This window comes from Paenibacillus sp. J22P277 (genome assembly GCF_059383675.1).
Genome location: NZ_JBXENS010000004.1, coordinates 538740 through 564943 on the forward strand (window position 1 = coordinate 538740; position 26204 = coordinate 564943).

A 26204-nucleotide genomic window follows, 5' to 3' on the forward strand; every position below is an offset into this window, starting at 1 on the left:
ACGATGATGTTCGGATATCTTGCATTCGATCGGACCGTCACTCCGGCTGATAGATTCGATTTTATACTAACTTTTAGTGCGATGGAACTATGTTTATTTAAAAAATTAAACTTTCGTTGCATTTATTATGTTAGATTACCTGTCGCTTGTAACCTCTTCCCATTCCTCCGAGCAGCACAAAAAGCCGTTCCCCCGAAGGAGAACGGCCAATCAGCCAGTGCTTAATCAGTGCTTAATCAGTGCTTAATCAGTGCTTAATCAGTGCTTAATCAGTGCTTAATCAATGCGCAACGCATCACTTGCAAACACAACTTGAAATTCGCGCTTCGAAAATCACGAATTCCGGTACGCCTGCAATCCTTCGTTCAATGCCCGCGTCGAAGCGTACACGTCCTGGTAGATGCGGAACAGCCCGCTGTACGCGTCCACCGCGGCCGGATCCGGCTTGTACACCGATGCCCGCTTCACGAACAGCTCCGCGCACGCCTCGAGACTGTCGAACCAGCCGCAGCCGCACGCCGCCAGCATCGCCGCGCCAAGGCCCGGTCCCTGCTCGTTCTCCAGGGAAACGACGTCGGCATTGAAGATGTCCGCCTGCATCTGCAGCCATACCGGATTGGACGCGCCGCCGCCGATGGAGATGATCGTGTCGACCGTCTTGCCGGCTTGGCGGAACATGTCCACCGACTCGTTCAACGAGAACGTGATGCCTTCCATGACCGCGCGGGCGAAATGCACCCGCTCGTGCGAGCCGTCGATGCCGATGAAGCTGCCGCGAATGACGGAATCCGCGTGCGGCGTCCGTTCGCCGACGAGGTAAGGCGTGAACAGCAGCCCTTTCGCGCCGGGCTTGACGTCGCCGACGCCCTGCAGCAGCTCGTCGAACGACTCGCCCTTGGCGAACGTTTGCTTGAACCAGCTGAGGCTGTACCCCGCGGCCAGCGTCACGCCCATGGCATAGAACGCGTTCTCCTTGCCGTGGTTGAAGAAATGCACCTTGCCGCGGAAATCGTTGCCGCTCGTCGCTTCATAAGAAAGAATGACGCCGGAAGTGCCGATGCTGCACATCGTCAGCCCTTCCTGCAGAATGCCGGATCCGATCGCGCCGCAGGCATTGTCCGCGCCGCCCGCGAACACCTTCGTGTCCGCGTTCAGCCCCGCTGCCGCCGCCCGCTCCGGAAGGAGCGTGCCCGTCAGCGCTTGCGACTCGACCAGCGGCGGAGCGAACGAGGCCGGCAGCGAGACCGCCTCCAGCACCTCGCCGCTCCAGCGTTTGTTCGCCACGTCCAGCAGCAGCGTGCCCGCCGCATCGGAATAATCCATATGCAGCGCGCCCGTCAGCCGGTAGCGAAGGTAATCCTTCGGCAGCAGGAACGAGACGGCGCGCGCGAAGACTTCAGGCTCGTGCTTGCGCACCCACAGAATCTTCGGCAGCGTGAAACCTTCGAGCGCCGGGTTGCGCGTGATCGTGAGCAGCCGGTCCTTGCCGACCAGCGACTCGATCTCGCGGCATTCCGCGGTCGTGCGCGTGTCGTTCCACAGAATCGCGTTGCGAACGGGATCGCCTGCCGCGTCGAGCAGGACGAGGCCGTGCATTTGGCCCGAGAAGCTCAGCCCTTCGATCTCGTCCGGGGACACGCCGGAGCGTTCCGCGAGCTCGCGAAGCGCCTCGACCGTGCCGTTCACCCAATCGTCCGGCCGCTGCTCGCTCCAGCCGGAATGCTCGTGAAACAGCGGATAGTCGCGCGAAGCTTCCGCCGCGACCGTGCCGCTTCTGTCCAGAAGCAGCACCTTCACCGCGCTTGTGCCTAAGTCGACGCCGATGACGTATGACATGGAATCAAAGGCCTCCTCTTAGACGCTGTAGATGATTTCGTTCAGCTGCAGTTTGATCCGTTCCAGGCGGCCGGATTCGTTCTTGATGACGTTGTTTTGCAGCGCGTACTGCTCAAGCGACGCCAGCGTGGCGCGGCCGGAGACGATCTCGGCGCCGATGCCTTCCTTGAAGCTGCGGTAGCGGTTGTCCACGAAGCCGTCGATAACGTTCTCTTCGATCAGCTTGGCCGCGGCTTTGAGGCCCCAAGCGTACGTGTCCATGCCGGCGATGTGGGCCAGAAAGAGATCCTCGTCCTCGAAGGAACCGCGGCGTACTTTGGCGTCGAAGTTGACGCCGCCTTTGCCCAGGCCGCCTGCTTTCAGCACTTCGTACATCGTCAGCGTCGTGGAGAAGAGGTCGGTCGGGAATTCGTCCGTATCCCAGCCGAGCAGCAGGTCGCCTTGGTTCGCGTCGAGCGAGCCCAGCATGCCGTTGATGGCCGCCACGCGGATCTCGTGCTCGAACGTGTGGCCGGCGAGCGTCGCGTGGTTGGCTTCCAGGTTCAGCTTGAAGTAATCCTTCAGGTCGTATTTCTGCAGGAACGCGATCGTCGTCGCCGCGTCGAAGTCGTATTGGTGCTTCGTCGGCTCTTTCGGCTTAGGCTCGATCAGGAATTGCGCGCCGAAGCCGATTTCCTTGGAATAGGCGATCGCCATATGGAACAGGCGTGCCAGATTGTCGAGCTCGAGCGCCATATCGGTGTTAAGCAGCGTCTCGTAGCCTTCGCGGCCGCCCCAGAAGACGTAGTTCTCGGCGCCGAGGCGTTTGCCGATCTCCAGGCTCTTCTTCAGTTGAGCGCCTGCGTAAGCATAGACGTCGGCGTTGGACGTCGTGCCCGCGCCGTGCACGAAGCGCGGATTCGTGAACATGTTCGCCGTGTTCCAGAGCAGCTTCGCGCCGGAGGCTTTCATGCCTTCTTCGAGCAGGTCGACGATGACGTCGAGGTTCTTGTTCGTCTCGGCGAGCGAGCTGCCTTCCGGCGCGATGTCGCGGTCATGGAAGCAGTAGTACGGGATGCCGATCTTGCTCAGGAATTCGAAGTTCGCTTCGACGCGCATCTTCGCTTGATCCATCTCGTTCGCGCTGTCCCATCCGCGGACCGCCGTGCCTACGCCGAACGGATCGGCGCCGGAAGCCGTGAACGTATGCCAGTACGCGACCGCGAAACGCAGATGCTCTTCCATCGGTTTGCCGAGGACGATTTCTTGCGGATTATAGTGTTTGAATGCGAGCGGATTGTCGGAGCCTTTGCCTTCGTAAGCGATGTTGCCGATGTTTTTGAAGTATGCCATGTAATGTAATCCCTCCAAAAGTGTGGCCGCGCGAAGCGGCGCTTTTTTTGAAAACGTTCTTACGACCATTCTAGCATCGCCAAACTTTGTTTGTCTAGTAAACAAAGTAAGTTTTTTGAAAGTCGCCCCGCCTTCTGGCAACCTGGACATTCGCGTGGTACAATCGTACCCATATCATCACGGCAGCGGAGGAAACCAAGCAATATGAAGCAAACCGGAGATTTGTCGCTCGTCAAGAAAATGAATACCGCCATCGTATTGGACGCCGTGCTTCGCTACGCGCCGCTCTCGCGGGCTCAAATCTCGGAACGCACCGGGCTGAACAAAGCGACCGTGTCGAGCCTCGTGCAGGATCTGATCGACAGCCATCTCGTGCTCGACCTCGGTCCCGGCGAATCCAGCGGCGGCCGCAAGCCGAACCTGCTGCAGTTCCGGTCGCGGTCGGGCCATGCGGTCGGCATCGACCTCGGCGTCAATTACATCCGCGGCATCCTCACGGATCTGGAAGGCTGCGTCGTGGCGGAACGGCGCATCGTGCTGAAAGCGCATGACGCGGAGAGCGTCGTTCCGCAATTGCTCGCCTGCATCGAGGACCTGCGTAACGAGATCCCTCCCTGCCCCTACGGCATGGTCGGCGTCGGCATCGGCGTCCCGGGCCTCGTGAACGAAGACGGGACGATTCTCTTCGCGCCGAATTTGTCCTGGACGGAAGTGCCCTTGCGCGCGATCGTGGAGGAACGCTTCGGCGTGCCCGTCACGATAGACAACGAGGCGAACGCCGGCGCCCAAGGCGAGCAGCGCTACGGCGCCGGCCGCGGAATCGCCAATCAGATCTACGTCAGCGCCGGCATCGGCATCGGCACCGGCATGATCCTGAACAAGGAGCTGTACAAAGGCTCGGGCGGTTTCTCCGGCGAGCTCGGCCATCTCTCCATCCATGCGGACGGCAAGCCGTGCCGCTGCGGCAACCGCGGCTGCTGGGAGCTGTACGCGTCGGAGAACGCGCTGCTGGAGCAGGCCGGACCGCTCGGCTTCCACGATCTCGACGGCCTGCTGGAGGCGGCCGCCCAGGGCCGCGAAGACGTCGCCGCGCTGTTCGAACGCATCGGGGAAGCGCTCGGCGTCGGCATCGCGAACATCGTCAACGTATTCAATCCCGACGTCGTCATCATCGGCAACGAGATGCGCCGCGCGGAAGCGTGGATCGGCGAGGCTGTTCAGCGTACCGTCGCCGGCCGGGCGCTCGCGCATCACCGGCGCAAGCTGAGCGTGCTGTTCGCGGAGCAGGGCGAGAAATCCGCCGTGCGGGGAGCCGCTTATTACGCGATCTCCTCCTTTTTGGCCAAAATGAAAGGAAGCGGCGTCTGACGGATGCCGCTTCCTTTTTATTTGCCTGCGGCGCGGCATCCGTCAACCTTCCACTATGCCGCGAAAAGTTGAACAATCTCGCTTTTTCCGCCTGCGATCGACGATTTCTTATTATAATAACGGTATCCCGCATAAGGAGACCGCCCATGCCCAAACCGCCATTGAGATGGCTCAGGAAAATGCAAATTACGCCGAAGGTCTTTCTCATCACGCTGGTCTGCTTCGAATCGCTGATCTTGCTGCTCGGCTACTCCTACCATAAATACTCCTCCGGCATTCTCATCGATTCGCAAATGAACTACGCCGTGCAGATGGTGCAAAAGGCGGACAGCTATTTGGAGATGAATCTGCAGCATATCCGCACCAACCTGCTGACCATCGCGCATGATACCCGGTTCGCCGAAGAACGTTACGACCAGATCGACCAATGGCTGAACAACAATCTGATTTATTACATCCCCAACGTCAGCAATATCCATGTGCTGTCCGGCCGCGAGGTGCTGGCAAGCACATCCCTCAACAGCTGGGATCTGCCGAAGAACGCGTATTTGATGGACGAGCTGGCGGGCATGAGCGAATTTAACCGCATTTATTGGATCGGTCCTTACTTCTCCAATACTTCGGGGCATACGCTGACGTCGGCGATGTTCATTCGTTCCGATTCCGGCAAACGCATTACGATCCTATTCGACGTCGATCTCGCGAACCTGTACCGGGAGATGCTCCCGAACGATAATCCCGTTGCGAACGGCCAGCTGCTTCTGCTCGACAGCCAGCGCAAACCCGTCTACGGCACAGAGCCTTACATGAACTACGATTACCGCGCGCACGTCTTCTCGCTGAGCGGCATGGAGCCCTCGCTGTTCCGGCGCGACTGGATTCAGACGGAGGCGAAGGATTCTGCAGGCAAGCAAATTATCGCGACCCGCGGTCTCAACGAAATCACCGGCTGGCAGATGGTTTGGATCATGAACAAGAGCGACCTGCTGCAGCCGCTCGATTATTCCGTCCGGCTCTCGTGGTGGCTGGCGCTTGCCTCCCTGCTGCTGTCGGCGGCGCTCTCGTTTCTCATTTCCAGCTTAATCAGCCGACCCATCCGCAAAATCGCCGCCTCCATCAACGAAGTGAGCGCGGGCAACCTGAATTCCGAGGTGCGTCTGAACCGTCAAGACGAGATCGGTTTTCTGGCGATGCATTTCAATAAAATGACCAAACGAATCGGCGAGCTCATCCATGAGCTGAAGGAAACGGAGCGGCAGAAGAAGCGGTCCGATTTCAAGGCGCTGCATATGCAGATCAAGCCGCATTTTCTCTACAATACGCTCAATACGATCAGCATGATGGGCAGGCAGGGACAGGCCGAGCAGATGGACCGGCTTATCCAGACGCTGACGAGTCAACTGCATTATACGCTGGATGCCTCGCCGGAGCCCGTGACCTTATGGGAAGAGCTGAAGGCGATCGAGAATTACGTCCAACTCATGCAAAGCCGCTACCCCGGCAAATTCAGGCTCGAGACGGATATCGATCCGCCCGCGCTGGATAAACTGCTTCCCAAATTCATTTTACAACCCTTGATCGAGAACGCCATCTTCCACGGTCTGGTTCCCTCCAAAGATGACGGACTGCTGTTCATCGGCGCTGTAGCGGAAGAGGAGCATTGGGAGCTGCTGATCGAGGATACCGGCATCGGCATGAGCGAGCAGGCTTTAAGCGAGCTGGTGGAGCGCACGCATAAAGGGGCGATGGCCAGGCAAGCCGGCGAGCACATCGGCATGCTGAACGTTCACGAACGGCTGAGTCTGATGTTCGGCAGCGCATACAGCATCGACATCAACAGCGAGGAGAAGCGGGGTACGCGCATCGTCATCCGAGTGCCGCTCGCTCCTCTCGAATTGATTACAACCCCATGAGAAGGAGCGGAGCATCCATGAAACGAATCCTGCTGGTCGACGACGAACCGCTTGCCAGGGCGCATATTCGCAAGAGCTTTCCCTGGGAGGAATGGAATTGCCAAATTGTCGGCGAAGCCGAGAACGGCGCCGACGCGCTGGAGTTGTGCGGCTTACTTAGGCCCGACGTGGCGCTGATCGACATCACGATGCCGGTCATGGACGGCTTCGCGCTGCTCGACCATATGACCGCGGCCTATCCGAATACGAAAAGCATCATGCTGACCGCGCATAGAGAATTCGAATACGCCCAGAAAGCGATGGCCAAAGGCGCGTTCGGCTATCTTCTGAAATCGCCGATCGATCTGGGGGAGACGAAAGCGGCGCTGGAGCGCGTCTCCATCGAGCTGGCGAAGGAGATCAGCTGGAGCGAGACCCGCACCCGCGAGCAGCGCCTGTTGGAATCGAACCGCAATCCGCTGCGCAGGCATTTTTTCCAGCAGCTGCTTACCTCCGTCTTGACGGACCCTCAGGAAATCAAGCAGCGGGGCGCTGCGATCGGCATCGCGCTGGACGGCGACCATTATCTGGCGCTCGTCTGCCAGGTCGACGCACTGCCGCTGTTTGCCGCCAAATATCCCGACAACGACCAGCCGCTGGTCGAATACACCATGCTGGAGATCGTGCGCGAATCGCTGCAGCCGATGTTGCCGGGCCGTTTCGAGATGTTTCCCGTCTTCTTCGGCCGATTCGTCATTCTCGTTTCCTTCAAGGGCCACCTGCCCGACAGCGGCGAACGCACGCGCATGGGCACCCGGATCGAAGCCAAGCTGAATGAGCCATTATCCGATTATATGAAGCTGCGGCTGACGATGGCGGCCAGCCTGCCGTTCGCGGAACCGCAAGTGCTGAAGGCCATTTATCGACAGACGGAGAAACAGCTGGTGCATCGGTTTTATCAGGAGCGCCCGCATCTGATTCAAGCGGATGCCTGTCCTCCGCTTGATCCGCTGCCCGGCGAGAGCATCGCCTGGCTGAACGAGTCGGCCGGCAAGGCGCTGGCGGAGGCGACCGAGAAAGCGATGCAGCGATTCCTCAGCAGGGCCAGAACCCATTTCCTTCAGATGAAGCCGCTGCCCGGCGACGTTATCCGCTGGTTCCAGGAGCTGCGCGCGATTGCCGTGACCGACAGCCATCTGCCGCCGTGGCCGGATTTTCGCGAGGCCGTCAGCCTATTCGACGCGATCGGAACGCTGGAGGGCTGGTTCCAGCGGATGCAGCGCGTGCAGAACAGCAAGCTGTCCGTCCGCTCGGAGATCGGCCGGGCACTGCACTACATTCACCAGCATCTGCAGGATGAATTGTCGCTCGATTCGATCGCCGGCGAAGTGGAGCTGAGCTCTTCCCATCTCGGTCATCTATTTAAAAAAGAAGTCGGCACTTCGGTGATCGATTATGTGCTGGAGCAGCGGATCGAGCTGGCCAAGAAATATTTGGCCGAGGGACGGTTCCGCAATTATGAACTGGCCGAGAAGGTCGGCTTCCGCTACTATTCCTACTTCTCCACGATGTTCAAAAAAATGACGGGCCACAGTCCGAGCGAATTCCGCCGTCTAGCCAAAACATCGGTCGTCCGTCCCGGCTATCACGAAGAGAAAGGGTGACCCCGGGCGGGCCACCCTTTCTCTATTTATGGTCAACCTTTGTCGGTCTTGACGATGAAGTCGTTCATTTGTTTCATATACTCTTCGCCGCCGTTCTTGTACCATCCGTCCAGCAACGCGTCGAATTCGTCGACCGACGCCTGACCCAGATCGATTTTCATGATCGTCTGATCCCACTTCTTCTTGTAATCCATGTAATTCGGCTTCTTCGCGGCCTCCGGCGTAAACCCGAGATCCTTCGTCAGGACCACGCTCGACACCGATTTTTCCAGCCACGGCTTGCTCATAACGATAATTTCCTGAGGCGTCGTCAGCGGGAAATAAATTTGGGTATCTCCGGCACGCCGCATCGTGTTGAGACGAACCGGCGCCGGCTGCTTGTTCTCCGCATCGACCAGCTTGTCGCCCTGTTTGGTGTAATCGATGCCCTCATAACCGTTCAGGACGGACGGATACTCGTTGTCCTTCAGATAATAGTTGAGCACATCAATCACTTTTTGCGGGTCTTTGGCCGTTTTGGTCAATCCCCAGAAACCCCACAGACCGACGCCGTAACCGGAACCCGCTACCTTGCCGTCCTTCTCGTTCTTGACGAATACGTACGTAATATCCGCATTGGGATTCGCCTTCTTCAAGTCGGTTCCATGATAGCCGTAATGCCCGGCGAAGCCCTGCAGCACGCCCGTAATGCCGCGGATGAACCGCTCCCGCGAGGTCGTCGAGTTGTTCACGGCGGAGTCCGGATCAAGCAAGCCTTCCTTGCTCAGCATGCCGGTATAGGCCAGCGCTTTCTTGAAGGCGTCGCTGCTGCGGTCGTACTTGGCATCCATGTAGCCGTATTCGCCGCCTTCGCTCTTCTGCCAGCCGAGCTCGCCGAATTGACTGGTCAAGATCGGCTGAAGCACCTTGTCCGGATCGGAATAGGCCGCATAGCCGTACGTATCGTCCTTGCCGTTGCCGTCGGGATCGTTCTTGGTGAACTTCCTTAAGATGTCGGTAAACTGATCGATCGTGATCTCCGAATCATCGGGAATCGTGACGCCTACGTTCTTCAGCCAGTCCTTGCGCATCCAGAATGCATCGTTGCGGATGACCGTCGTTCTCGGGATCCCGTAGATCTTGTCGTCCTGCTGCACCTTGAGCGCATTCCAGGATACGTCGTACGTATATTTCATGATTTCGGGTTCATTCTTGATATAATCGTTCACCGGCACGACGAGACCGTCTTTGACCGCGCTTAGGAAGCTCTGGTCGTTGGTCGCCGGGAAATAGACGAGATCGGGATAGTCGCCGGAAGCCAACATCAGCTGCACGCGCTCCTGATAGCCCGATACGGGCGGGATTTCGAATTCCAGCTTCACGTTCATATCTTTCTCTACTTGCGCGATCCACTTCTTGTCGGATTCCGACATGGTCGCCTGCTCGTTGTTCGCCATAATCTTGATTTTGAGCGGCTCTTCCGCGGCAGTTCCGCCGTTCCCGGCATTCGCACTGTTTGTCCCGGCATTGGTGCCGTCAGTTCCGGCATCGGCATTGTTGCCGGCATTGTCGCTGCTGCCGCATGCCGACGCGGTGACCAGCATCAAGGCGACCAACCCAAACAGCGTACCCTTCATCATCTTGTTCATGTGTTTTCCCCTTTCGAATATGATACAGCTATATCAGAAAGCTCCCTGCGAGAACGGAGCGCCTTACCCTTTGACGGAACCAACCATGATCCCTTTGACGAAATATTTCTGCACGAACGGATAGACGCACAGAATCGGCACCATGACCACCATAAGCGTGGCGTATTTAAGCGTCTCCGGCACGACCGCGGTTTGTCCCTCTTCCGCCAGATTGCCGCCCGTTATTTCCTGCATTCGCGTGCCTTCGATAATCTCCCGGAGGAACAGCATCAGCGGCCAATTGTCGACGTTGCGGATATAAATGATGGCGTTGAAAAAGTTGTTCCAGTAGCCCACCGCGGCGAACAGGCATAGCGTCGCAATGATCGGTTTGGACAACGGCACGATGATCTGGAACAAAATCCGCGGTTCGGATGCCCCGTCGATTTTGGCCGCTTCCTCCATCTCCTCGGGCAAGCTCTCCATGAAGTTCTTCATCAGGATCAAGCTGAAGCCCGACAGCAGCAGCGGCAGAATGAGCGACATCAGCGTATCGAGAAGGCCCAGCTCGCGAATGAGGTAGAAATTCGGGATAAGTCCGCCGTTGAACAGCATGGTGAAGATGACGAGCACCATAAAGACATTGCGCCCCTTCAAGTGCTTCTTCGAAAGCGGGTACGCGGTAATGATATACAGAAAAATGCCCAGCGTCACTCCTGCTACGGTAATGATGATCGTATTCAGGTAGCTGCTCGCCAGTATCGGGTGCGTCAATATTTCCTTATAGGCAGCGAAACTCAACTCGTTCGGCCAGACCATCATCGGATTATTGACGAAGGCGTTGTAGGAGCTGAGCGACACGGCCGCCACATTGACGAACGGATACAGCATGGCGAGGCAGACGAAGACCAGCAGCGTATGATTGACGATATCGAACGGCTCTAGACGTTTTCGCGTGCGCATGCGGTCTCCCCCTACCATATTTGATTTCCGAATATTCGCGCGATCCGGTTCGCAAACAGGATGAGGACGAAGCCGACCAGCGACTTGAACAATCCGACCGCGGCCGCGAACGACAACCGGCCGTCGATCAGACCGATCCGGTACGTGTAAGTCTCGAATACGTCGGCCACATCGTAGGTCAGCGGATTGTACAGCAGGAATACCTGCTCGAAACCGTTATCCAGGATATTGCCGATGCGGAGAATAAGCAGCACGATCACGGTGGTTGCAATGCCGGGCAGCGTAATGTGCCGGATCTGCTGCAGCCGCCCCGCTCCATCCATCCTGGCCGATTCGTACAGCGTCGGGTCGATGCCGGTCATCGCCGCCAAATAAATGATCGTCCCCCAGCCAACGCCTTTCCAAACCTCCGCCGACACGATGATCGAGCGGAAATACGAGGGCTCGAGCAGGAAATTAATCGGATGCATGTCGAACGACTTGAGCGCATAATTGACCAGGCCAGTCGACGGCGAGAGGAAGTTGACGATCATGCCCGCCAGCACGACCCATGAGATAAAATGGGGCAAATACATGATCGTCTGCGATACGCGCTTGAACACCATGCCTCTGACTTCGTTCAACATCAGGGCCAGGATGATCGGCGCGGGAAATTCCCACACCAGCTGGTAAACGCTAAGCAGCAGCGAATTCCGCAGCACCTTGTAGAAATCCTCGGCTTGAAACAGGTATTGAAAATTTTCGAACCCGATCCAAGGACTGTGCGCGATGCCTTTGACGAGACTGAGATCCTTGAAGGCGATGACGATGCCGAACATCGGCACGTACTTGAACACGAGCAAATACAGAAAGCCGGGAACGAGAAAGATGTAGAGCCACTTGTTGCGAATGATATATGTGATTAGCGAATCCCTGCCGGAAGCGCTGTGCTTCAGCGTTACCGGACTATCGACGCCGGCTTGCATGAACGGCACCTCCTTCGGTCTGGTTGAAATCATCCTCTATGCCGAGGTTCTCCGTCGTTGCCTCATCGACCCTGACGGGTGTCGTTACGCCCTCATACCGGTTCCGTCGCAACGTCACCCGGGCGGCGTCGCCGATATCGACCCCCAGCGCCAGATTGCGAAACAGGTTATCCTCGATCACGATATCCTCCATATAGAGACCGCTGAAGCCTTCCGCATTGATGCCGATCGCGCCGGATGCGCCCATGCGGGGCGTATGCCCGCAATTATCGAAGACGCAGCCGCTGATCGACACGTTGCGCGGATGGCCCGCTTCGTGGAAGCCGGTAAATTCGCAGCCGATGAAAATGCCCTGGTTCATCAGATTGGCGTAGCTCACATTGCGGATGCTTGCATTGTCGTACCGGACTACATGCCCGCAGCCCGCGATGTTGCGGAACCGACCTCCGTCCATGGCATAAGCGTCGAGGCTCCAGCATGCCGCCGAGGCATAGGTACTGCCGAGCTTCATCGCCCGCGGCAGGTCCGCGGTGAAGGCGACGGTGTAGATGTGGCCCCCGTCGCTAGGCCCGTCATGCCGCCACGACTTGACGGTCCGGACGGCTTTGTCCATGCCGGTCCACAGCTCGAATGCGGTGCCGTCTGCAAGCGGCGCATAGTTCCATTTGGCATGGAAAACCGCAGTCCGCGCATCGACGGTCTCTACCAGCGTGAGGAAGGTTCCGTGCATATTCTGGCCGTCCATCCGCACGCCCTCGACCGTCATGTCGGTAATGGCGAAGCGGCCGCTGCATTTGAAGATTTTCCAGGCATCCCTTGGGGCCGTGAACAGCAGACCGTTCTCCGGCTCGAACCGGAGGCGCGAAGCGGTGACGTCGGCGCAGCCTTCCGTTTGCATGGCAAAGCCGTTGGCGCTTGCCGTATGCAGATTGTCGAGCGTAAGCCGTCGGCAGCGCTCGAACTGCAGCTGGAAGTCGGTCAAGGCGCCGAAATGCCAGGACAGCCCTTCGCCTACCGTCACCTGACGCGCCGCATCCCTGCTGTTCAGCCGCAATCTTCTGCCGCCGCCCGCATCGTTGGAATCGCCTCGAAGGATGTGCCAGCATGCTCCGTCCTCGGCTCCGGCACCATAGGTGACGCTCTCCCCGATCAGCGAGCCGGCGGACAGATCGAACCGGTTGGCGCAATAGCAGGCCATGCCGTCGATGAGCGGGCAGCCGTCGAATACTTGGACGACGATATAATCGTCACCTTTGTCGATAATTTTTCCGGCGCTGGAGTAAGGAACGCTCCTCGTCAGCTTCATATTCCGGAGCGTGAAATCCTCGCAGTCGCTGACCCACAGAATCGAGGGCAGATAGACCTGATTCTCCGCCCCGTTCCAACCCTCCAGGATGGTCGCCGGGCTGCCGTCGGCCGCACACTGGCCTTCCAGCGTCAGTCCGCCGACACCGCCGGCATAGAGGTGATTCTCGCTCCAATCGCGGTTCGCGACGCGGTCGTTGGTCACCGCGCTGATCAAGGCGTACCGGCCCGCCTCGAAAATAACGCTCGCACTGCCCAGCTCGCTCGCATACGCGATCGCGGCGCGGATCGCCGCCGCCTGATCGGCCGGATCGTCGGGGCGCGCCCCGAAATCCCGCACTTGCACGGCCTTCGGCACTGTACTCTTCATCATGTTTTCTGCTGCACTTCCTTTACGTTCTGCTGCCGCCCCGAATCCGCTTGGCGATGTTCCGATGTTTGTGCCCCAAGCCATTGCTCAGGCAGTTCCCTGCTGCGATTCAGTATATCGTCCGCCTGTCATCGCCATCTATCCACTATGCCGCGAAATCATTCAGTATCCGGCGGCGGCTTAATCCGCAAAGCCGTCCTTCGTGCCGTTCGTATCGTCGTCGATAATAATCGTCTGCGACACCGTCTCCTCCGCGCTCGCCCGGCCTCCTGTCATGCCGAGCAATTGAACCAGGCACAGACATACGATCAAGGCCAGCAGCAGCGGCCTGCGCAGGCTTGAATTCGATCTCATCATAATTCCCTCTCCTAAATGAACTGGCCTTACACGATAACCGGACCGAATACCGGCAGCGGTATGCCCGCCTCGTCCGCGGTGTTGACATGCGGATAATAACCGGCACCATGATACAGCCGGACACCCGCCGGGACGGCGCGGTCGAATATAAGCTCAAGACCAGTTTTGTCCGACGTGAGCGAAGCCAGCGGAACGAAGTTCTCTCCATCGGCCTCCGCATGAAAGCCGTACAGCTGCGTTTCCTGACGCAGTCGGCCATTCAACTGCGTTTGATCCAGCCGCAGCTGCAAGCAGGTTCGGGCAGCGTTCCAGCGGATTGCCGACAGTCTCGGTCCGCGTCCGCACGGGATAGCGTAAACCTGCGCAAGCGCCTGCCGCGCAAACCGCCGCCCGATTCGCCTGAGCGAGACCGCATCCAGATGGATCGGGTCCGACATACCGGCATCTATTGTCGGCACCATTGCCCTTCGGTCGTCCCCCTGCTCGAACCCGAGCTGATCGTTCTGAACCTGATTCCAATACACGGCCGCGGCTTTATCCCATGTGTGAAACCGCGACAGCTGCGCATAAAGGAAAGGCAGCCTGTCGTCGTTCAAGTCGCTGCGCAAATGCCGCAACAGCTCTTCCAACCTCCTGGCGTACAGCGGGGCCGCCGCCTCGTTGGCGTCGCTCTCGCCCTGGTACCATAAGCAGCCGGCCACCTTGCCGCCGTTCGCACGCACCCTTCGGAGCAGCGCCCCATAGAGGGAATTTCCCTCGCGCTCCTTCAGCTGCGGATCCCACTGTTCCATGCCAGTCCCGCCATGGGCGCACATGATTAGCCCGACGGGCACGCCTGCGCGTTCCCATATCTCCTTGCCGAAGGCGACGCCGAGCCCGGCGCCCTTGAAACGAATCCTTCGTTCCTCTGCAGCCGCAGCCTCCCTCTCCGATTGCCCGAATCCGGTCCAATCGGCGGGATCGACGGATTCCTTCAGCCAGGTCAGCGGATCCGCCGCAATCCCCCAACGGTCGCCCATATAAAAGCAGCTGACCCCCGAGACAGGCTCCTCCAGGTCGGTCAGATAGCCGCAGCCCTCCATGTTGGACTGGCCGGCAAGCACCCATAGATCGCCCGCGAACAGCGGTCCGACGGCCGTTTCCGCGATTACGCCGCCGGCGTTCTCCCCGCCGACAATCCGAAAGCGCATGAAGAACGTTCCCTTCGGCACGTCCCGGCTTACGCCATGGAAACAGCCGCTGCCGTCAAGCTCGCCTACCGACGTCCATGGGGATGTCCTTTCCATATGATCCATGCGCAGCAGCACCTCTCCGCCCGCGCCCTGTTTGAGCCGCAGCGCGTATTCAAGTGTTCATTACGCTGATAGACCCGGTAATCCGATGGCCCTTCCACCTGCAAGCGATGATGCAATATGCTCACTCCTATTCGCTAACTCTCCTGATAGCCTGTTCTCCCTACGAGTATAGCAACCGCTTTCACGATTAACGATCAACAATGCCACGATTTATTCAACTATATGGCAAGCAGCGGCTAGATCAGCCTATGCCGGGCATCCTGGCTGCACGGCAGGCGCATCCGTAATCGGACGCGTGACTGACCAAGGCCATCAAAACAAAAAAGGCTCTACCGCCGCTTGCTCGGATAGAACCGTTCGGAAAGTCGTGGTCGTGCTGCATGTCACTTCGCTCGCCGCTCGCCGTTGTTCCAGCGCAGCGTGCCCGACCGGGTAATCGTCACCTCGGAGCGGACCCTGAATTCCATCGCGGGGTAGAGCTCGTCCAGCCAATCCCGGTCCAGCTTGGATCCGGCGTTCATCGCCCAGTATTTCATGGCGATGAAGAGGGGATCGACCTGATTGGCCTGCATCTTGCGCAGCAGCCTGGAGATGTCCGCGTTCAATTTGGTTTCCGCCATATTCTTCAGATCGGACGGGCTGTAGCCCGACTGATCCGAATCCTCGATGGCGGCCTCGATCTTCACGAGCACCTCGCACAGCAGACCGTCAGCCCGCTTTTTGAGACGAAACCGCGTATTTCCCTGCCTGATGCCGAGTCCGGCCTGCTTCTTCGGCCCCAGGACGATAAAGCCTCTGTCCAGCCCTCTTCGCAGGAGATTGAAATATTTCGTCTCTTCCCCGTTCAGCCGGAGAATCATCCGGTTGTCGCGGTCGAACAGCGCGGTCGCGCCGGAGGTGATCTTGTTTCCCTGAACGTGCAGGATCGGGCAATAAAAGGTGATGCCTGGCGTGAGCGAGTATTTGTAGATTTGCTGCAATTCGATGGAAGGCGTGTATTCGGTATTCACCCCTTCGCCGAACTTCATGAACAGATTGTCGCCCGCCGTACGTTCTCCTTTTTGCTGGAGCTTGATGATTTCTTCGGCGTTATCGGTAATGGCCACCATGGCCAAGTCCTGAAAGTCACGGCGGCGGATGAAAAAATCGACGTATTTCAAAATACTGTCCGCTCTCGCCAACTCCTCGCTGATCACCACGCCTTTCAGATGCGAATAATCCGGCTCGAGGAAAAATTGCTGCGTGACCTGCTGGATGGCTTGTCCGATCGACGCGGCGTTCGTTTCATAGCTTTCGAACATATTCTGCATCGTGGCCGATCCCTGATTCTGCGATTCCGGTATCGCGCCCCGGAGCGTCATTTGGAATCTCCCTTCTCCCTCCGCTTTATCCAACCCCATGGCGACGACGAATTGCCGGCGGTCGATGTCCTTGTAATCGGAACGGCATCCCTGCAGCATGAGGAGGCAAGCCAAACCGAAAGCGCTCGCTTTGCTAAGGCGCACTTACCCCACGCTCCTTTCTCTTGGCAAGCACGTACCAGAGAATGCCCAGGAAATTTTGTAGCACCGTCCAAACGACCATGTACAGTTCCCTGTATTGGATGATGATTTTCAGCTCATTGACGAATGCAGCGAAAATCACGTAGCACAGCAGAACGCAGCCAATGATGATTTTGGGCGCCTTCGGCTTGTTCAGCAGCAGTTCGAGCAGCCGGTAGCTCTTGTAGATATAGAGCAGCACGCCCATATAACCGGTGATCAAGAGAAGCGGAACGATGAGGAACAGCCCGCGCTCCATCACGAATAGATCGAGGGACAGCGTCTCCGCCGTCATGACCCAGATCAGATTCAGGTTTTGAATCGCCCACGGCCCCCAAACGGTCAATGGAATGATCGTGCCGCAGGACATCACCACGAGGCCGACGGTAACGAAGATAAGCAAGGTCGCCTTGAGACTCGTCCGCGCGAAATAAGGGTTCCAAATGGCAAGCCCGACATAACCTCCGCAAACGAATAGGGATGCCGATATGCCCTGCATGGTCGGAGGTTTCCAGCCGTGGACCGCGACTCCCTTCAGCATGACCGGATCGATCTCCTTGAAGCCCAGCCAGAAGATGATGAGCATCAGGATAAACGCAATGGCCGTAAAAAAGGCGAGCATATACAAGATCGAGCTGTCGTTGTGCAGCAGCCCGAACAGCGGGACGGTGATCAGCAGGATCGCCAGAAACCAGACCGGCGTATCGGGCATCAGAAATTCGATGATGACCTCCATGGACCCCCGGAACATGAAAAAGCCGATGACGAACATCAATACCGCATACGAGGCGGATATGAACCCTCCGAAGAATTTGCCGCACAAATGGCGGTTGATTTCAATCATCGTCCATTTCGGATAGCGGTTATAGACGGACAAGAGCAGCCAGGCATTGATTCCCGCCAGCGCCAATCCGAGGGGGATCGCCGTCAATCCGTTATGCAGATAGTTTCTGGCGATGACGTGCGGGGCAGTGAATAGGGCGTTGTTGATCATATAATAGGTCAGCATCGCGATATAGAAGAGGATGTTCACTTAGCTCTGCCCCCCGCCGGCCGAGCTTTTCGGCGCCCGCGCGGTGCTGAATTTCATCGGGGCCGTGTAGGACTGGACCAACGAATAGTTGCTGTCATGCATCGTGAACAAGTAACTGACCAGCAGCACCATGCCGACGGTAAGCCCGAAGAACCCGGCTATGGTTCCCAGGAAGAGCAGCACGTATTTCAACACGCGGACGGTCAGCGACATCGTGTTGATCGGAATCACGAAATTGGCGATCGCCACCGATGCCACGACGATGATCATGATATCGCTGACCAGATTGGCCTGCGAGGCGGCTTCGCCCAGGATGAGTCCTCCGACCGTCGTGGCCGCGGGACCGATCGTTTTGGGTACGCGAAGCGAAGCCTCCACCAATAACTCGGTCATGATCATCATGAAGGCGACCTCGAGAAAGGCCGGATACGGAAGTCCCGCCCTGCTGCCCGCGATCGACAACGCCAGCTGCACGCGGAATACCTCCGGGTTGAACGCCGTGAAGGCGACGTAGGCGCCGGGCAGGACGACGGTGGCGAACAAGGCGAAATACCGAAGCGCGATCAAGAAGAAGCTGTACACGGGAAGCATGTAGGAATCGTCCATGGAAGCCATGAAATCATGAAAATTGATGGGAGCCAGGCTGGCGAACGGAGTCGTCTCGATCAGATAGGCGGACTTCCCCTTGGACAACGCTTCGCTTACCCGGTCCGGGCGCTCCGTGACGACGGTTCTCGGAAACAGCAGCGGTCTCTTCTTCGGCAAGTACTGTTGAACCTTGGATACGGCTTGGGCATTCTTGGCGTTCAAATTGTTGATTTGCGCAAGCTCCCGCTTCACGTAGGCTTGATCGGCCAGTTCGCTGTCGTACAGCAAATAGCCGGTAATATGGCTCAGGGTTCCCACTTCGAATTTGACGATACGCAGGTTGGGGCTCTGGTAATGCTTGCGGATCAGATTCAAATTGACGGCCATGCTTTCCACGAAAGCCTCCAGAGGACCTACGATCGAAGCTTCGACCTGCGGGGTGTCCACGCTGCGCGTTCGGTAGGATACCGACTTCGCGACGGTATAGACCTGATCGTTATACAAGATGACGGCACAGCCCTTGCACAGCTTGGCGGGCAGGTCCTCGGGCTTATCGCCGATTTGGCTGATCGAGCGGATATGCAGCTCGTACTCCTCGCGGGAATAGCGAAAAAAAGGCGTCTTCAGCTGTTGATCGATAAAGTCCGGATCGGTGATGGTCCAGACGTAATATAAAATGAATCCCGGCTCCGCGTCGATTTGCTCTCTTCGCGCGTCCGCGTTGTTCTCGAAGAAGGTATCCAAGGATTCGGCAATCGACTGCATCTGTTCGTTCATCGGCAATTGCCCCTTTTCGGCTCATGATAAGTCTGGTTATTATGAGCAAATTTGGGATTTCGTATTCCGAAGCGGCGCAACCAACCTTGCCTCCCGGCATCGCCGAGCCCGCTTGCACGAAACGCCTCGAAAACCCGGCCGCGTATAACGCCTCCGCTTTCCGCCCGCTGAACTCCCGCGCCGACGATTTCCCAGATCCTCACTCCATAGAATCCCTCCCGGACGATCATGTCAGAAATTCTGACTCAAACAACCATTTTCCCTATTTTTTCTCGCGATTCTTCTAAATTTTCTAAATCTTCCAAATAATCATTGTCATATTATGTTACGCAAACGTATAATTAACTTGCCAATATATTCATATATAACATTAGGAGGTAGTTTTAATGACGTTAAGCATGAGAAAGAGAATGGCCCGATTCTTCCTTGTCCCCTTCCTTGCATTCGCAATGCTCAGTTCTGCGGCTGCCGTCGCCAACGCGGCGGACGCGCCAGTGGTTCCCGCCCCGCCCGCGATTTCGATACCCGACGTCAAAGCCAAGGACATCTCCGTCAAACCTAACATTCTCGTGATCGGCACCGGCGGCACCATCTCCGGACAAGCCAACGACGGCGATCCTACCAATCTGCAATCCTATAAATCCGGTACATACAAAATCGAAGACATGGTCGCCCAGCTGCCGCGCAAGGACAAAATCGCCGACGTTTCCACCTATCAATTCGGCAACAAAGGATCCGGCAGCTACGCGATCGGCGAGCTGTACGATCTGTCGCTCGCCGTGGACCAGGCGCTGAAAACCTATGACGGGGTCGTCGTCACCTCCGGCACGGACACGATGGAGGACATCGCCTACTTCCTCGACTTGACCGTCCGCAGCGAGAAACCGGTCGTCATCACCGGCGCGATGCGCCCATGGGACGTGATCGGTACCGACGCGCCGGCCAATCTCTACAATGCGATCAAGCTGTCCGCCAGCGGCAAGACGAAGTGGTTCGGCACCGTGCTCATGCTGAACGATATCGTGCAAGCGGCCCGCGACGTGACGAAGACGAACGCGCAGCGCCTCGACACCTTCCAGACGCCGGTTCTCGGCGCGCTCGGCTACATCGATCAGGACAATATCTCCATCTATCGCGCGCCTGGCCGAGTCGGCAAAGCGGGCACGCCGGCGTGGTCTACGCCTTACGACCTGAGCAAGATCAAGAAGGCCGACCTGCCGCTCGTCGAGATCGCCTACGCTTATCAGGACGCCGGCGGCGGCGCTATCAAGGGCTTCGTCGCGGACGGCGCGAAGGGCATCGTCACGGCAGGCACGGGCGCAGGCGGCATTTCCGCGAAAATGAGCGCGGCCCGGGCCGAGGCGATCAAGCAGGGCGTGCTCTTCGTGACCACGACGAGGACGGGCTCCGGGACGATGTATCCGACCGACAGCGACGGCATCATCGCCGGCGACAGCCTCAACGCCACGCATGCGCGCATGCTGCTGCTGCTATCCCTCGCCTTCTCGAGCGATCAAAAAACGATTAAAGGCTGGTTCGCCGCTTACGGCGCGCAAAATGTCGCCGTCAGCGTTGCCACGCCATAATGAACGGACAGGAGGGATAGCCCTATGACAGCGACGCGCAACGGCATGCCCCGGAAGAGATGGCTTCTTCCGATTCTGGTCCTCCTTTTACTCGGCCTGTCTCTGCCCCCCGCCGCCGGCTTCATGCCGGCGGCAGCCGCGGCGGCGAATGACCCGGCGGCTGCGGGAGCTTACCCGCTTCCCGCGCTCAGCGATGCGTTCAAGGCGTCGCCGATGCCGAACATCCTCGTCATCGGTACGGGCGGCACGATCTCCGGCGCGGCGAACGGCGGCGATCCGACTAATTTACAGGACTACAAGTCGGGCACCTACAAGATCGAGGACATGGTCGCCCAGCTCCCCCGCAAGGAAAAAATCGCCGACGTCTCCACCTATCAGTTCGGCAATAAAGGTTCGGGCAGCTATACGATCGGCGAGCTGTACGATCTGTCGCTGACCGTCGACCAAGCGCTCGCGACCTATGACGGCGTCGTCGTCACTTCCGGCACCGACACGATGGAGGATATCGGTTATTTCCTCGATCTGACGGTGCAGAGTTCGAAGCCCGTCGTCGTCACCGGCGCGATGCGGCCGTGGGATGTCATCGGCACCGACGCGCCGGCGAATTTGTACAATGCCATCAAGCTGTCCGCCAGCGGCAAGACCAAGTGGTACGGGACCGTCATCATGCTGAACGATCTCGTGCAGGCCGCGCGGGACGTCACGAAGACGAACGCGCAGCGCCTGGATACGTTCAAGACGCCGATTCTCGGCGCGCTCGGGTATATCGACCAGGACAACATCTCCATGTATCGTTTGAACGAACGCGCGCTGAAAGCCGGCCGACCCGATTGGTCGACGCCGTTCGATCTGCGCAAGATCAAGAAGACCGATCTGCCGCTCGTCGAGATCGCCTACGCCTATCAGGATGCCGACGGCGGCGGCATTCGCGGCCTCGTCGCGGACGGCGCCAAAGGCATCGTCACCGCCGGCACCGGCGCAGGCGGCATCTCGCCGAAGATGAGCGCGGCCCGCGCCGATGCGATCAAGCAGGGCGTCATCTTCGTCACGACGACGAGAACGGGCTCGGGAACGATGTATCCGTCCGACAGCGAAGGCATCATCGCCGGCGACAGCCTGAACGCCCAGCATGCCCGCATGATGCTGCTTGTGGCATTGTCGTTCTCGAACGACTTTCAGACGATCAAGAATTGGTTCGCGGTCTACGGCAGACAGGATATCGCTATCGAGGACGCGAAAGGCGAGACCATGCCGCCTGCGGCCGTCGCATTAAAGGATATCGGCGGCCACTGGGCGGCGGCTTCCATTGAGCAGGCCGTATCCGTCGGCATCGTACGCGGCTATGCCGACGGTACGTTCAAGCCGAATCAGGAGCTGACCCGGGCGGAGTTCGCGGTCATGCTGATGAACGCGCTGAAGCCGCAAGGCGCCGGAGCCGGCCTGACGTTCACCGACGCCGGGAAGATCGGGAACTGGGCCAAGGAGGCCGTCGCCCAAGCGGCTGCGGCCGGTATCGTGAACGGCTATGCCGACGGCACGTTCAAGCCGGACGCGACCATCGCCCGCTCGGAGATGGCGGTCATGATCGCCAAGGCGCTGAAGCTCGATATCAAAGCGGCCGGCACGACCGGCTTTGCGGACGATGCCGCGATTCCGGCTTGGGCCAAAGGCGCGGTCAAGGCCGTCAAGGATAAATCCCTCATCGGCGGCCGCAGCGGAGGCGTATTCGCCCCAAGCGACACGGCCACGCGCGCGGAAGCGGCGACGATTCTCGTCAAGCTTCCGGCCGTTTCCTAACGAGCGGGAAAGAAGCGAATAAACGGAACAAGACCATGCCCTGCGGGATTCGTCCCGCGGCATGGTCTTTTCATTTGGCGTTTTTAGGAACGGGCGTAATGCCGCCGGCTCCGTTTGGTCTGTGAAGGTGATCATTGCAATGGATCATGACTTTCTCGCCCCGATGCGGCACCGAAAATCGCGCCTTGCGTTCAGCGTTCAATGCGGTTATTTCTTCGGCTTCGCCGCGTCCATCAACGCCTGGCCTTCCTTCTGGATAGCGGCGATGCTGGCGTCGGCGCTCTTCTCGCCCTTGACGGCGGCCGTGATTTCGCGGTCCTCCAGCTCGTCGAACAGCGTGACGAATTTGGCATCGTAGCCTTCCATGGAGTAGGACTGGTCGACGCTTGGCAGGATGTCGTACAGCTTCGGCAGCATCGGATTATGATCGTAATTCATGTAGGACTTGCGCGTGGAGAGGTCTTCTTGAAGACCCGACCTGACCTTGGCCACGTAGTCGCTCAGCATGAATCGAATCATTTCCCAAGCCGTATCCCCGTGCTCGGCGCCAGCCGGAATCGCCATATAGCTGTACACGCCCAGATATTCCGAACGGCTGTCGACGGAGCTGACCGGCGGCGTCACCATCCCGGTCTCGAACGGCAAGTCCGACATGCCGTTATAGCCTCCGATCGTCATCGCCGACTTGCCCTTCTTGAACAGATCCGCTTCGCTGACGTCGTCCGGACCGTACCACACCTCGCCGTCCTTCGTTTCCCCTTTGACGTCCTGCATCAGGAAGGTGCCGCTCTTGTACAGCCCGATGACCGTCGCGATGATGTTCCGCCATGCTGGCGTATCCATCGTCACTTTGCCTGTCTGGAAATTGTAGGGGCGCAGCCCCTCCGGGGTAGACAAGCTGAAGAGCAAGCTATGCGGCATGCTGCTGAAGGGCTGGTGGTAACCGACGATGCCGTCCTTGTTGCTGCCTGCTTTGCCGAAATCTCCCGCAAGCTTCATGACATCCATGATCGTCATGCCGTCCCGCGGCAGCGCGACCTTGTACTTGCGGAACAAGTCCGCGTTGTAATAGAGGACGGAAGCTTGAAACGTAGGCGCGACCGCATACAGGCTTCCGCCTCCGACGCGCTTCATTTTCTCGATCATGCCGGGGTAGAAATCGTCTTCCTTCATCCCGCTGTCCAGCATGCGGGGCGCCAAATCCTGCAGCAGGCCGTCAGCGGCCAGCTGCTTATAACGAATATCGTAGCCGAGCAGGAGATCCGGCTTCTCTTGCTCCAGCTTCCGTTCATACTGTTCGATCGTAAGCGGCTTGCTGTTGTCGGGGTCCATCTCCACCAGCTCGACCTGCAGGTCCGGGTAAGCAGCCGTTAAATAATCGCCGTACGGAGAGGGGTAATAGCTTTTATCCGCGATGCCGATTACGATCCGCTCGGGCCCGGAACCGGCCGAATCCGCACCGGTCGAGCAGGCGCCGAGCAGAAAGCCGAAGAGCGGCAGAAGCATGAATCGGATGCAATTGGCCCGCATGTCGAATCGTCCGAATCTCATCATGGCCGCGCCTCCTTCCCGATCGCCGCCAGCTCGGCATCCAGCTTGGCTTGAAGGTCACCCAGCGCAGTATCGATCGGGACCGATTTGTTCAGGATGGCGTTCATCTCTTCGCCCCCCAGCGCATAGAGCGCTTGATTGGCCTTGATGAATCGAGGGCCGCTGTTTAACAGCGCGCTTGCCGCGGCTTTCGCCGGATCCGCGGCCGTCTCGTAGAAAGCCTCCCACTGCTTGCCGTCGGCTTCGCCCATGGCGGATTTATTGGCGAGCAACTGCATGGACATAAAATTGCTTGGATCCAGATTCGCGCGCCAAGTCCCGCCCGCCACGAACCGTACAAGCTCCCAGGCCGCATCGGGCTGACTGGATTTCGCATTGACGGCATAGATGGTGCGCGTACCGAGGAATGCGTCCTGATTCGTCGCTGACGCGTCGAGGCGTATCGGCACCGTGGACCAGTTCGCTTTCATCACGCCGGACTGCTCGTACGTTCTCAGATTGCTATAATAATCGCTGGACCTGATCGCCATCGCGACTTGACCGAGCGCGAACGTATCCTGCTTCCCTATATCCTCCATGGTTATTGCACCGTTCTTGCCATAATCGACCGGCTTCGCTTGATTGAGCCAACCGCTGCGGTACCCGTCGATTACGGTGGTCCACGTCTTCTTCCAGGCATCGGAATTCACCGTTGCTTGCAGGTTTTCTTCCGACCCGGCGATCGTCTGCAAGCCGCTCGTCCAGCCGGCCAATTCGACCATCGCGAATTTGTTGCTGCGGTCGACGGCGGCCAGTCCGCTCACGCCGGTTCCTTGAAATCGCGCCGCAAGCTGCAGGATCTGCGCCATGGACACATCGCCATCCGGAAGCGGAACGCCGTGCGCGGCGAACAAATCTTCATTGACATACAGTGCCGTAGACGTAAAATCGGCGGATAATCCATACAAATCCCCGTTCCCGCCGGCTTGCCGCAAATAATCGACGAGCGGCGCATGGAGCGCCTGCAGATCGGCCTTGTTCGCTTTCGCGAGCGTGTCGAGGGATCTCAGCTTCCCGTCCGCCGCAAGCTTCGCGTAGACGTTCACCGGTACCTGCACGACATCCGGCTGCTCCGCGTCGAACCAAGCTTCGAATTTCTCCGGATCGTTATACAGGTCGTCCGGCGCGCTGTCGATGTTCACCTTCACGGACGGATGCCGGATGATGAACGGTTTCTTGAAGGTGTATTCGAACGTGTTGTAACTCTGAAACTGATGAACCTTCAGCTCGTATTCCTTCTCCGCCAGCGGATCCTCGCTCAGCGCAGCCGGGACGTCGGAGTGCTCCGCAGGACGCAGCAGCTCCTTGAGGTCGTCCCGGAACCACCATCCCCCGCCCAATATGACGATCATGCTCATGATCGCCGCAGCCGCTCTTAACGGCGCGCGTCGTTTCGTCGAATTCATGCGAATGCGTTCCCTCACTTTGCGTTCAAGGTCCGAGGTGAACCCATTCTTGACGGGAGGTTTGCCCGCCAAGCGATGCTCCCATTCGTTTGCATGCTTCTTCATGTCCACTCTTCCTCCCCGGTCCATGACGCTTCCTGGGTCAGTTTGCGGTTGACCGCCGCCCGGGCACGGTGCAGCCTGGACTTCACCGTGCCGGCCGACACCCGAAGCATGTCCGCCATTTCCTGCATGGAGAGGCCGTAGTGGCTGTTCAGGAGAAGCACTTCGCGCAGCTTGCGAGGCAGCTTCAAGACGATCGCCCATAACTCCTCGGCCATCAGCTTGTCCATGCTCTCCCGCTCCGCCGAAGCCGAAGTTCCGGTATGCGGGCGCATCGTATCGAATAATACGACCCGTCTCACCCAAGACGACCGCAGCACGTCGCGCGCCGTGTTGCGGGTAATGGCGAGCAGCCAGGTTTTGATCGACGATTGCCCCCGGAATTCGTAAAGCTGCTGGAACACTTTCACGAATACGTCCTGGGTCACGTCGTCCGCCGTCTCTCTCGAATGCGTAATGAAGAAGGCGAAATGCCAGACGTCCTTGCCGTACGCGGCCATGAGCTCATCGAGCACGGCATGGCGGTCCAAGCCGTCCGTGACATGCTTCAAATATTCGAACTGCAAATTGTTCACCTCGGAAAGTAGACGATCGAGCCCGGAAATGGTTCCGTTGCCGCCGAATTTGTTTGCAAAATGTTTTATGCTCCCCGTGCTGTTACCGATTCCATTATTATACAAAAGCCAGGCGCGCTTGGGTCATCAAATTTATGGATAAGATTGGCGCGTGATTAGGATCGATTCAAGTCTCCCTCGTCCGGAAGCCCGGATCGCATATGCGGAACAGGCCCAACGCAAAAAACGCGCCTGATCGGCGCGTTTTCACGGGTT

At 58.3% G+C, this 26204-nt stretch carries 19 protein-coding genes; 5 read left to right on the forward strand and 14 right to left on the reverse strand.

The features are described 5' to 3' along the window. Window positions 1–333: 333 nt before the first annotated feature. Both xylB and xylA read right to left on the reverse strand, forming a co-directional pair. Window positions 334–1836 (reverse strand): xylulokinase, encoded by a 1503-nt coding sequence (gene xylB / locus AC50YL_RS15770; RefSeq protein ID WP_494833151.1) that lies wholly within the window; start codon window positions 1834–1836, stop codon window positions 334–336. Between the two features lie 18 nt (window positions 1837–1854). Beyond that, window positions 1855–3168, reverse strand: a complete 1314-nt coding sequence (gene xylA, locus AC50YL_RS15775) for a xylose isomerase (RefSeq protein ID WP_161742567.1) — start codon at window positions 3166–3168, stop codon at window positions 1855–1857. A gap of 204 nt (window positions 3169–3372) precedes the next feature. On the opposite strand from xylA, the gene AC50YL_RS15780 reads away from it, so the two are divergent. The 3 genes from AC50YL_RS15780 to AC50YL_RS15790 all read left to right on the forward strand — a co-directional run bounded on the left by AC50YL_RS15780 (window position 3373) and on the right by AC50YL_RS15790 (window position 8092). Then, window positions 3373–4536, forward strand: a complete 1164-nt coding sequence (locus AC50YL_RS15780; protein ID WP_494833152.1) for an ROK family protein — start codon at window positions 3373–3375, stop codon at window positions 4534–4536. A 146-nt stretch (window positions 4537–4682) separates the two neighbouring features. Continuing rightward, a complete protein-coding gene (locus AC50YL_RS15785) occupies window positions 4683–6449 on the forward strand; it encodes a sensor histidine kinase (RefSeq protein WP_494833153.1) in 1767 nt (588 codons plus the stop codon). A gap of 17 nt (window positions 6450–6466) precedes the next feature. Continuing rightward, window positions 6467–8092: a response regulator transcription factor gene (locus AC50YL_RS15790; RefSeq protein WP_494833154.1), complete on the forward strand. Its 1626-nt coding sequence runs from the start codon at window positions 6467–6469 to the stop codon at window positions 8090–8092. Window positions 8093–8124: 32 nt separating this feature from the next. On the opposite strand, the gene AC50YL_RS15795 is transcribed toward AC50YL_RS15790, so the two are convergent. The 9 genes from AC50YL_RS15795 to AC50YL_RS15835 all read right to left on the reverse strand — a co-directional run bounded on the left by AC50YL_RS15795 (window position 8125) and on the right by AC50YL_RS15835 (window position 18893). After that, window positions 8125–9720 (reverse strand): extracellular solute-binding protein, encoded by a 1596-nt coding sequence (locus AC50YL_RS15795; protein ID WP_494833155.1) that lies wholly within the window; start codon window positions 9718–9720, stop codon window positions 8125–8127. A gap of 63 nt (window positions 9721–9783) precedes the next feature. Then, window positions 9784–10662 (reverse strand): carbohydrate ABC transporter permease, encoded by an 879-nt coding sequence (locus AC50YL_RS15800; protein WP_494833156.1) that lies wholly within the window; start codon window positions 10660–10662, stop codon window positions 9784–9786. Between the two features lie 11 nt (window positions 10663–10673). Beyond that, window positions 10674–11627, reverse strand: coding sequence for an ABC transporter permease (locus tag AC50YL_RS15805; RefSeq protein WP_494833157.1), 954 nt, complete (start codon window positions 11625–11627; stop codon window positions 10674–10676). Further along, on the reverse strand, window positions 11608–13305 hold the full coding sequence (locus AC50YL_RS15810) for a hypothetical protein (RefSeq protein ID WP_494833158.1): 1698 nt from the start codon (window positions 13303–13305) through the stop codon (window positions 11608–11610). The genes AC50YL_RS15805 and AC50YL_RS15810 overlap by 20 nt, the downstream gene beginning before the upstream one ends. Window positions 13306–13482: 177 nt before the next feature. Then, window positions 13483–13659, reverse strand: a complete 177-nt coding sequence (locus AC50YL_RS15815) for a hypothetical protein (RefSeq protein WP_494833159.1) — start codon at window positions 13657–13659, stop codon at window positions 13483–13485. A 26-nt stretch (window positions 13660–13685) separates the two neighbouring features. Next, the gene (locus AC50YL_RS15820; protein WP_494833160.1) at window positions 13686–14954 is read right to left on the reverse strand and encodes a sialate O-acetylesterase; all 1269 of its coding nucleotides are present in this window, start codon (window positions 14952–14954) and stop codon (window positions 13686–13688) included. A gap of 383 nt (window positions 14955–15337) precedes the next feature. Continuing rightward, window positions 15338–16459, reverse strand: a complete 1122-nt coding sequence (locus AC50YL_RS15825) for a Ger(x)C family spore germination protein (protein WP_494833161.1) — start codon at window positions 16457–16459, stop codon at window positions 15338–15340. Next, a complete protein-coding gene (locus tag AC50YL_RS15830; protein WP_494833162.1) occupies window positions 16449–17528 on the reverse strand; it encodes a GerAB/ArcD/ProY family transporter in 1080 nt (359 codons plus the stop codon). The genes AC50YL_RS15825 and AC50YL_RS15830 overlap by 11 nt, the downstream gene beginning before the upstream one ends. Continuing rightward, window positions 17529–18893: a spore germination protein gene (locus AC50YL_RS15835; protein WP_494833163.1), complete on the reverse strand. Its 1365-nt coding sequence runs from the start codon at window positions 18891–18893 to the stop codon at window positions 17529–17531. Window positions 18894–19279: 386 nt separating this feature from the next. On the opposite strand from AC50YL_RS15835, the gene AC50YL_RS15840 reads away from it, so the two are divergent. Next, window positions 19280–20479 carry an asparaginase gene (locus AC50YL_RS15840; RefSeq protein ID WP_494833164.1) on the forward strand — a complete coding sequence of 400 codons (1200 nt, stop codon included), beginning with the start codon at window positions 19280–19282 and terminating at the stop codon, window positions 20477–20479. A 24-nt stretch (window positions 20480–20503) separates the two neighbouring features. Further along, window positions 20504–22276: an asparaginase domain-containing protein gene (locus AC50YL_RS15845; RefSeq protein WP_494833165.1), complete on the forward strand. Its 1773-nt coding sequence runs from the start codon at window positions 20504–20506 to the stop codon at window positions 22274–22276. Between the two features lie 207 nt (window positions 22277–22483). Here AC50YL_RS15845 and AC50YL_RS15850 read toward each other — a convergent pair whose 3' ends face one another. Genes AC50YL_RS15850 through AC50YL_RS15860 form a run of 3 tightly spaced genes read right to left on the reverse strand, consistent with a single transcriptional unit; the run spans window position 22484 to window position 25949 of the window. Next, complete coding sequence (locus tag AC50YL_RS15850) at window positions 22484–23830, reverse strand: ABC transporter substrate-binding protein (RefSeq protein WP_494833166.1); 1347 nt, start codon at window positions 23828–23830, stop codon at window positions 22484–22486. Continuing rightward, window positions 23827–25377, reverse strand: a complete 1551-nt coding sequence (locus AC50YL_RS15855; RefSeq protein WP_494833167.1) for an ABC transporter substrate-binding protein — start codon at window positions 25375–25377, stop codon at window positions 23827–23829. Before AC50YL_RS15855 ends, AC50YL_RS15850 begins: the two co-directional genes overlap by 4 nt. Next, window positions 25374–25949, reverse strand: a complete 576-nt coding sequence (locus AC50YL_RS15860) for an RNA polymerase sigma factor (RefSeq protein WP_494833421.1) — start codon at window positions 25947–25949, stop codon at window positions 25374–25376. The genes AC50YL_RS15855 and AC50YL_RS15860 overlap by 4 nt, the downstream gene beginning before the upstream one ends. Window positions 25950–26204 lie beyond the last annotated feature (255 nt).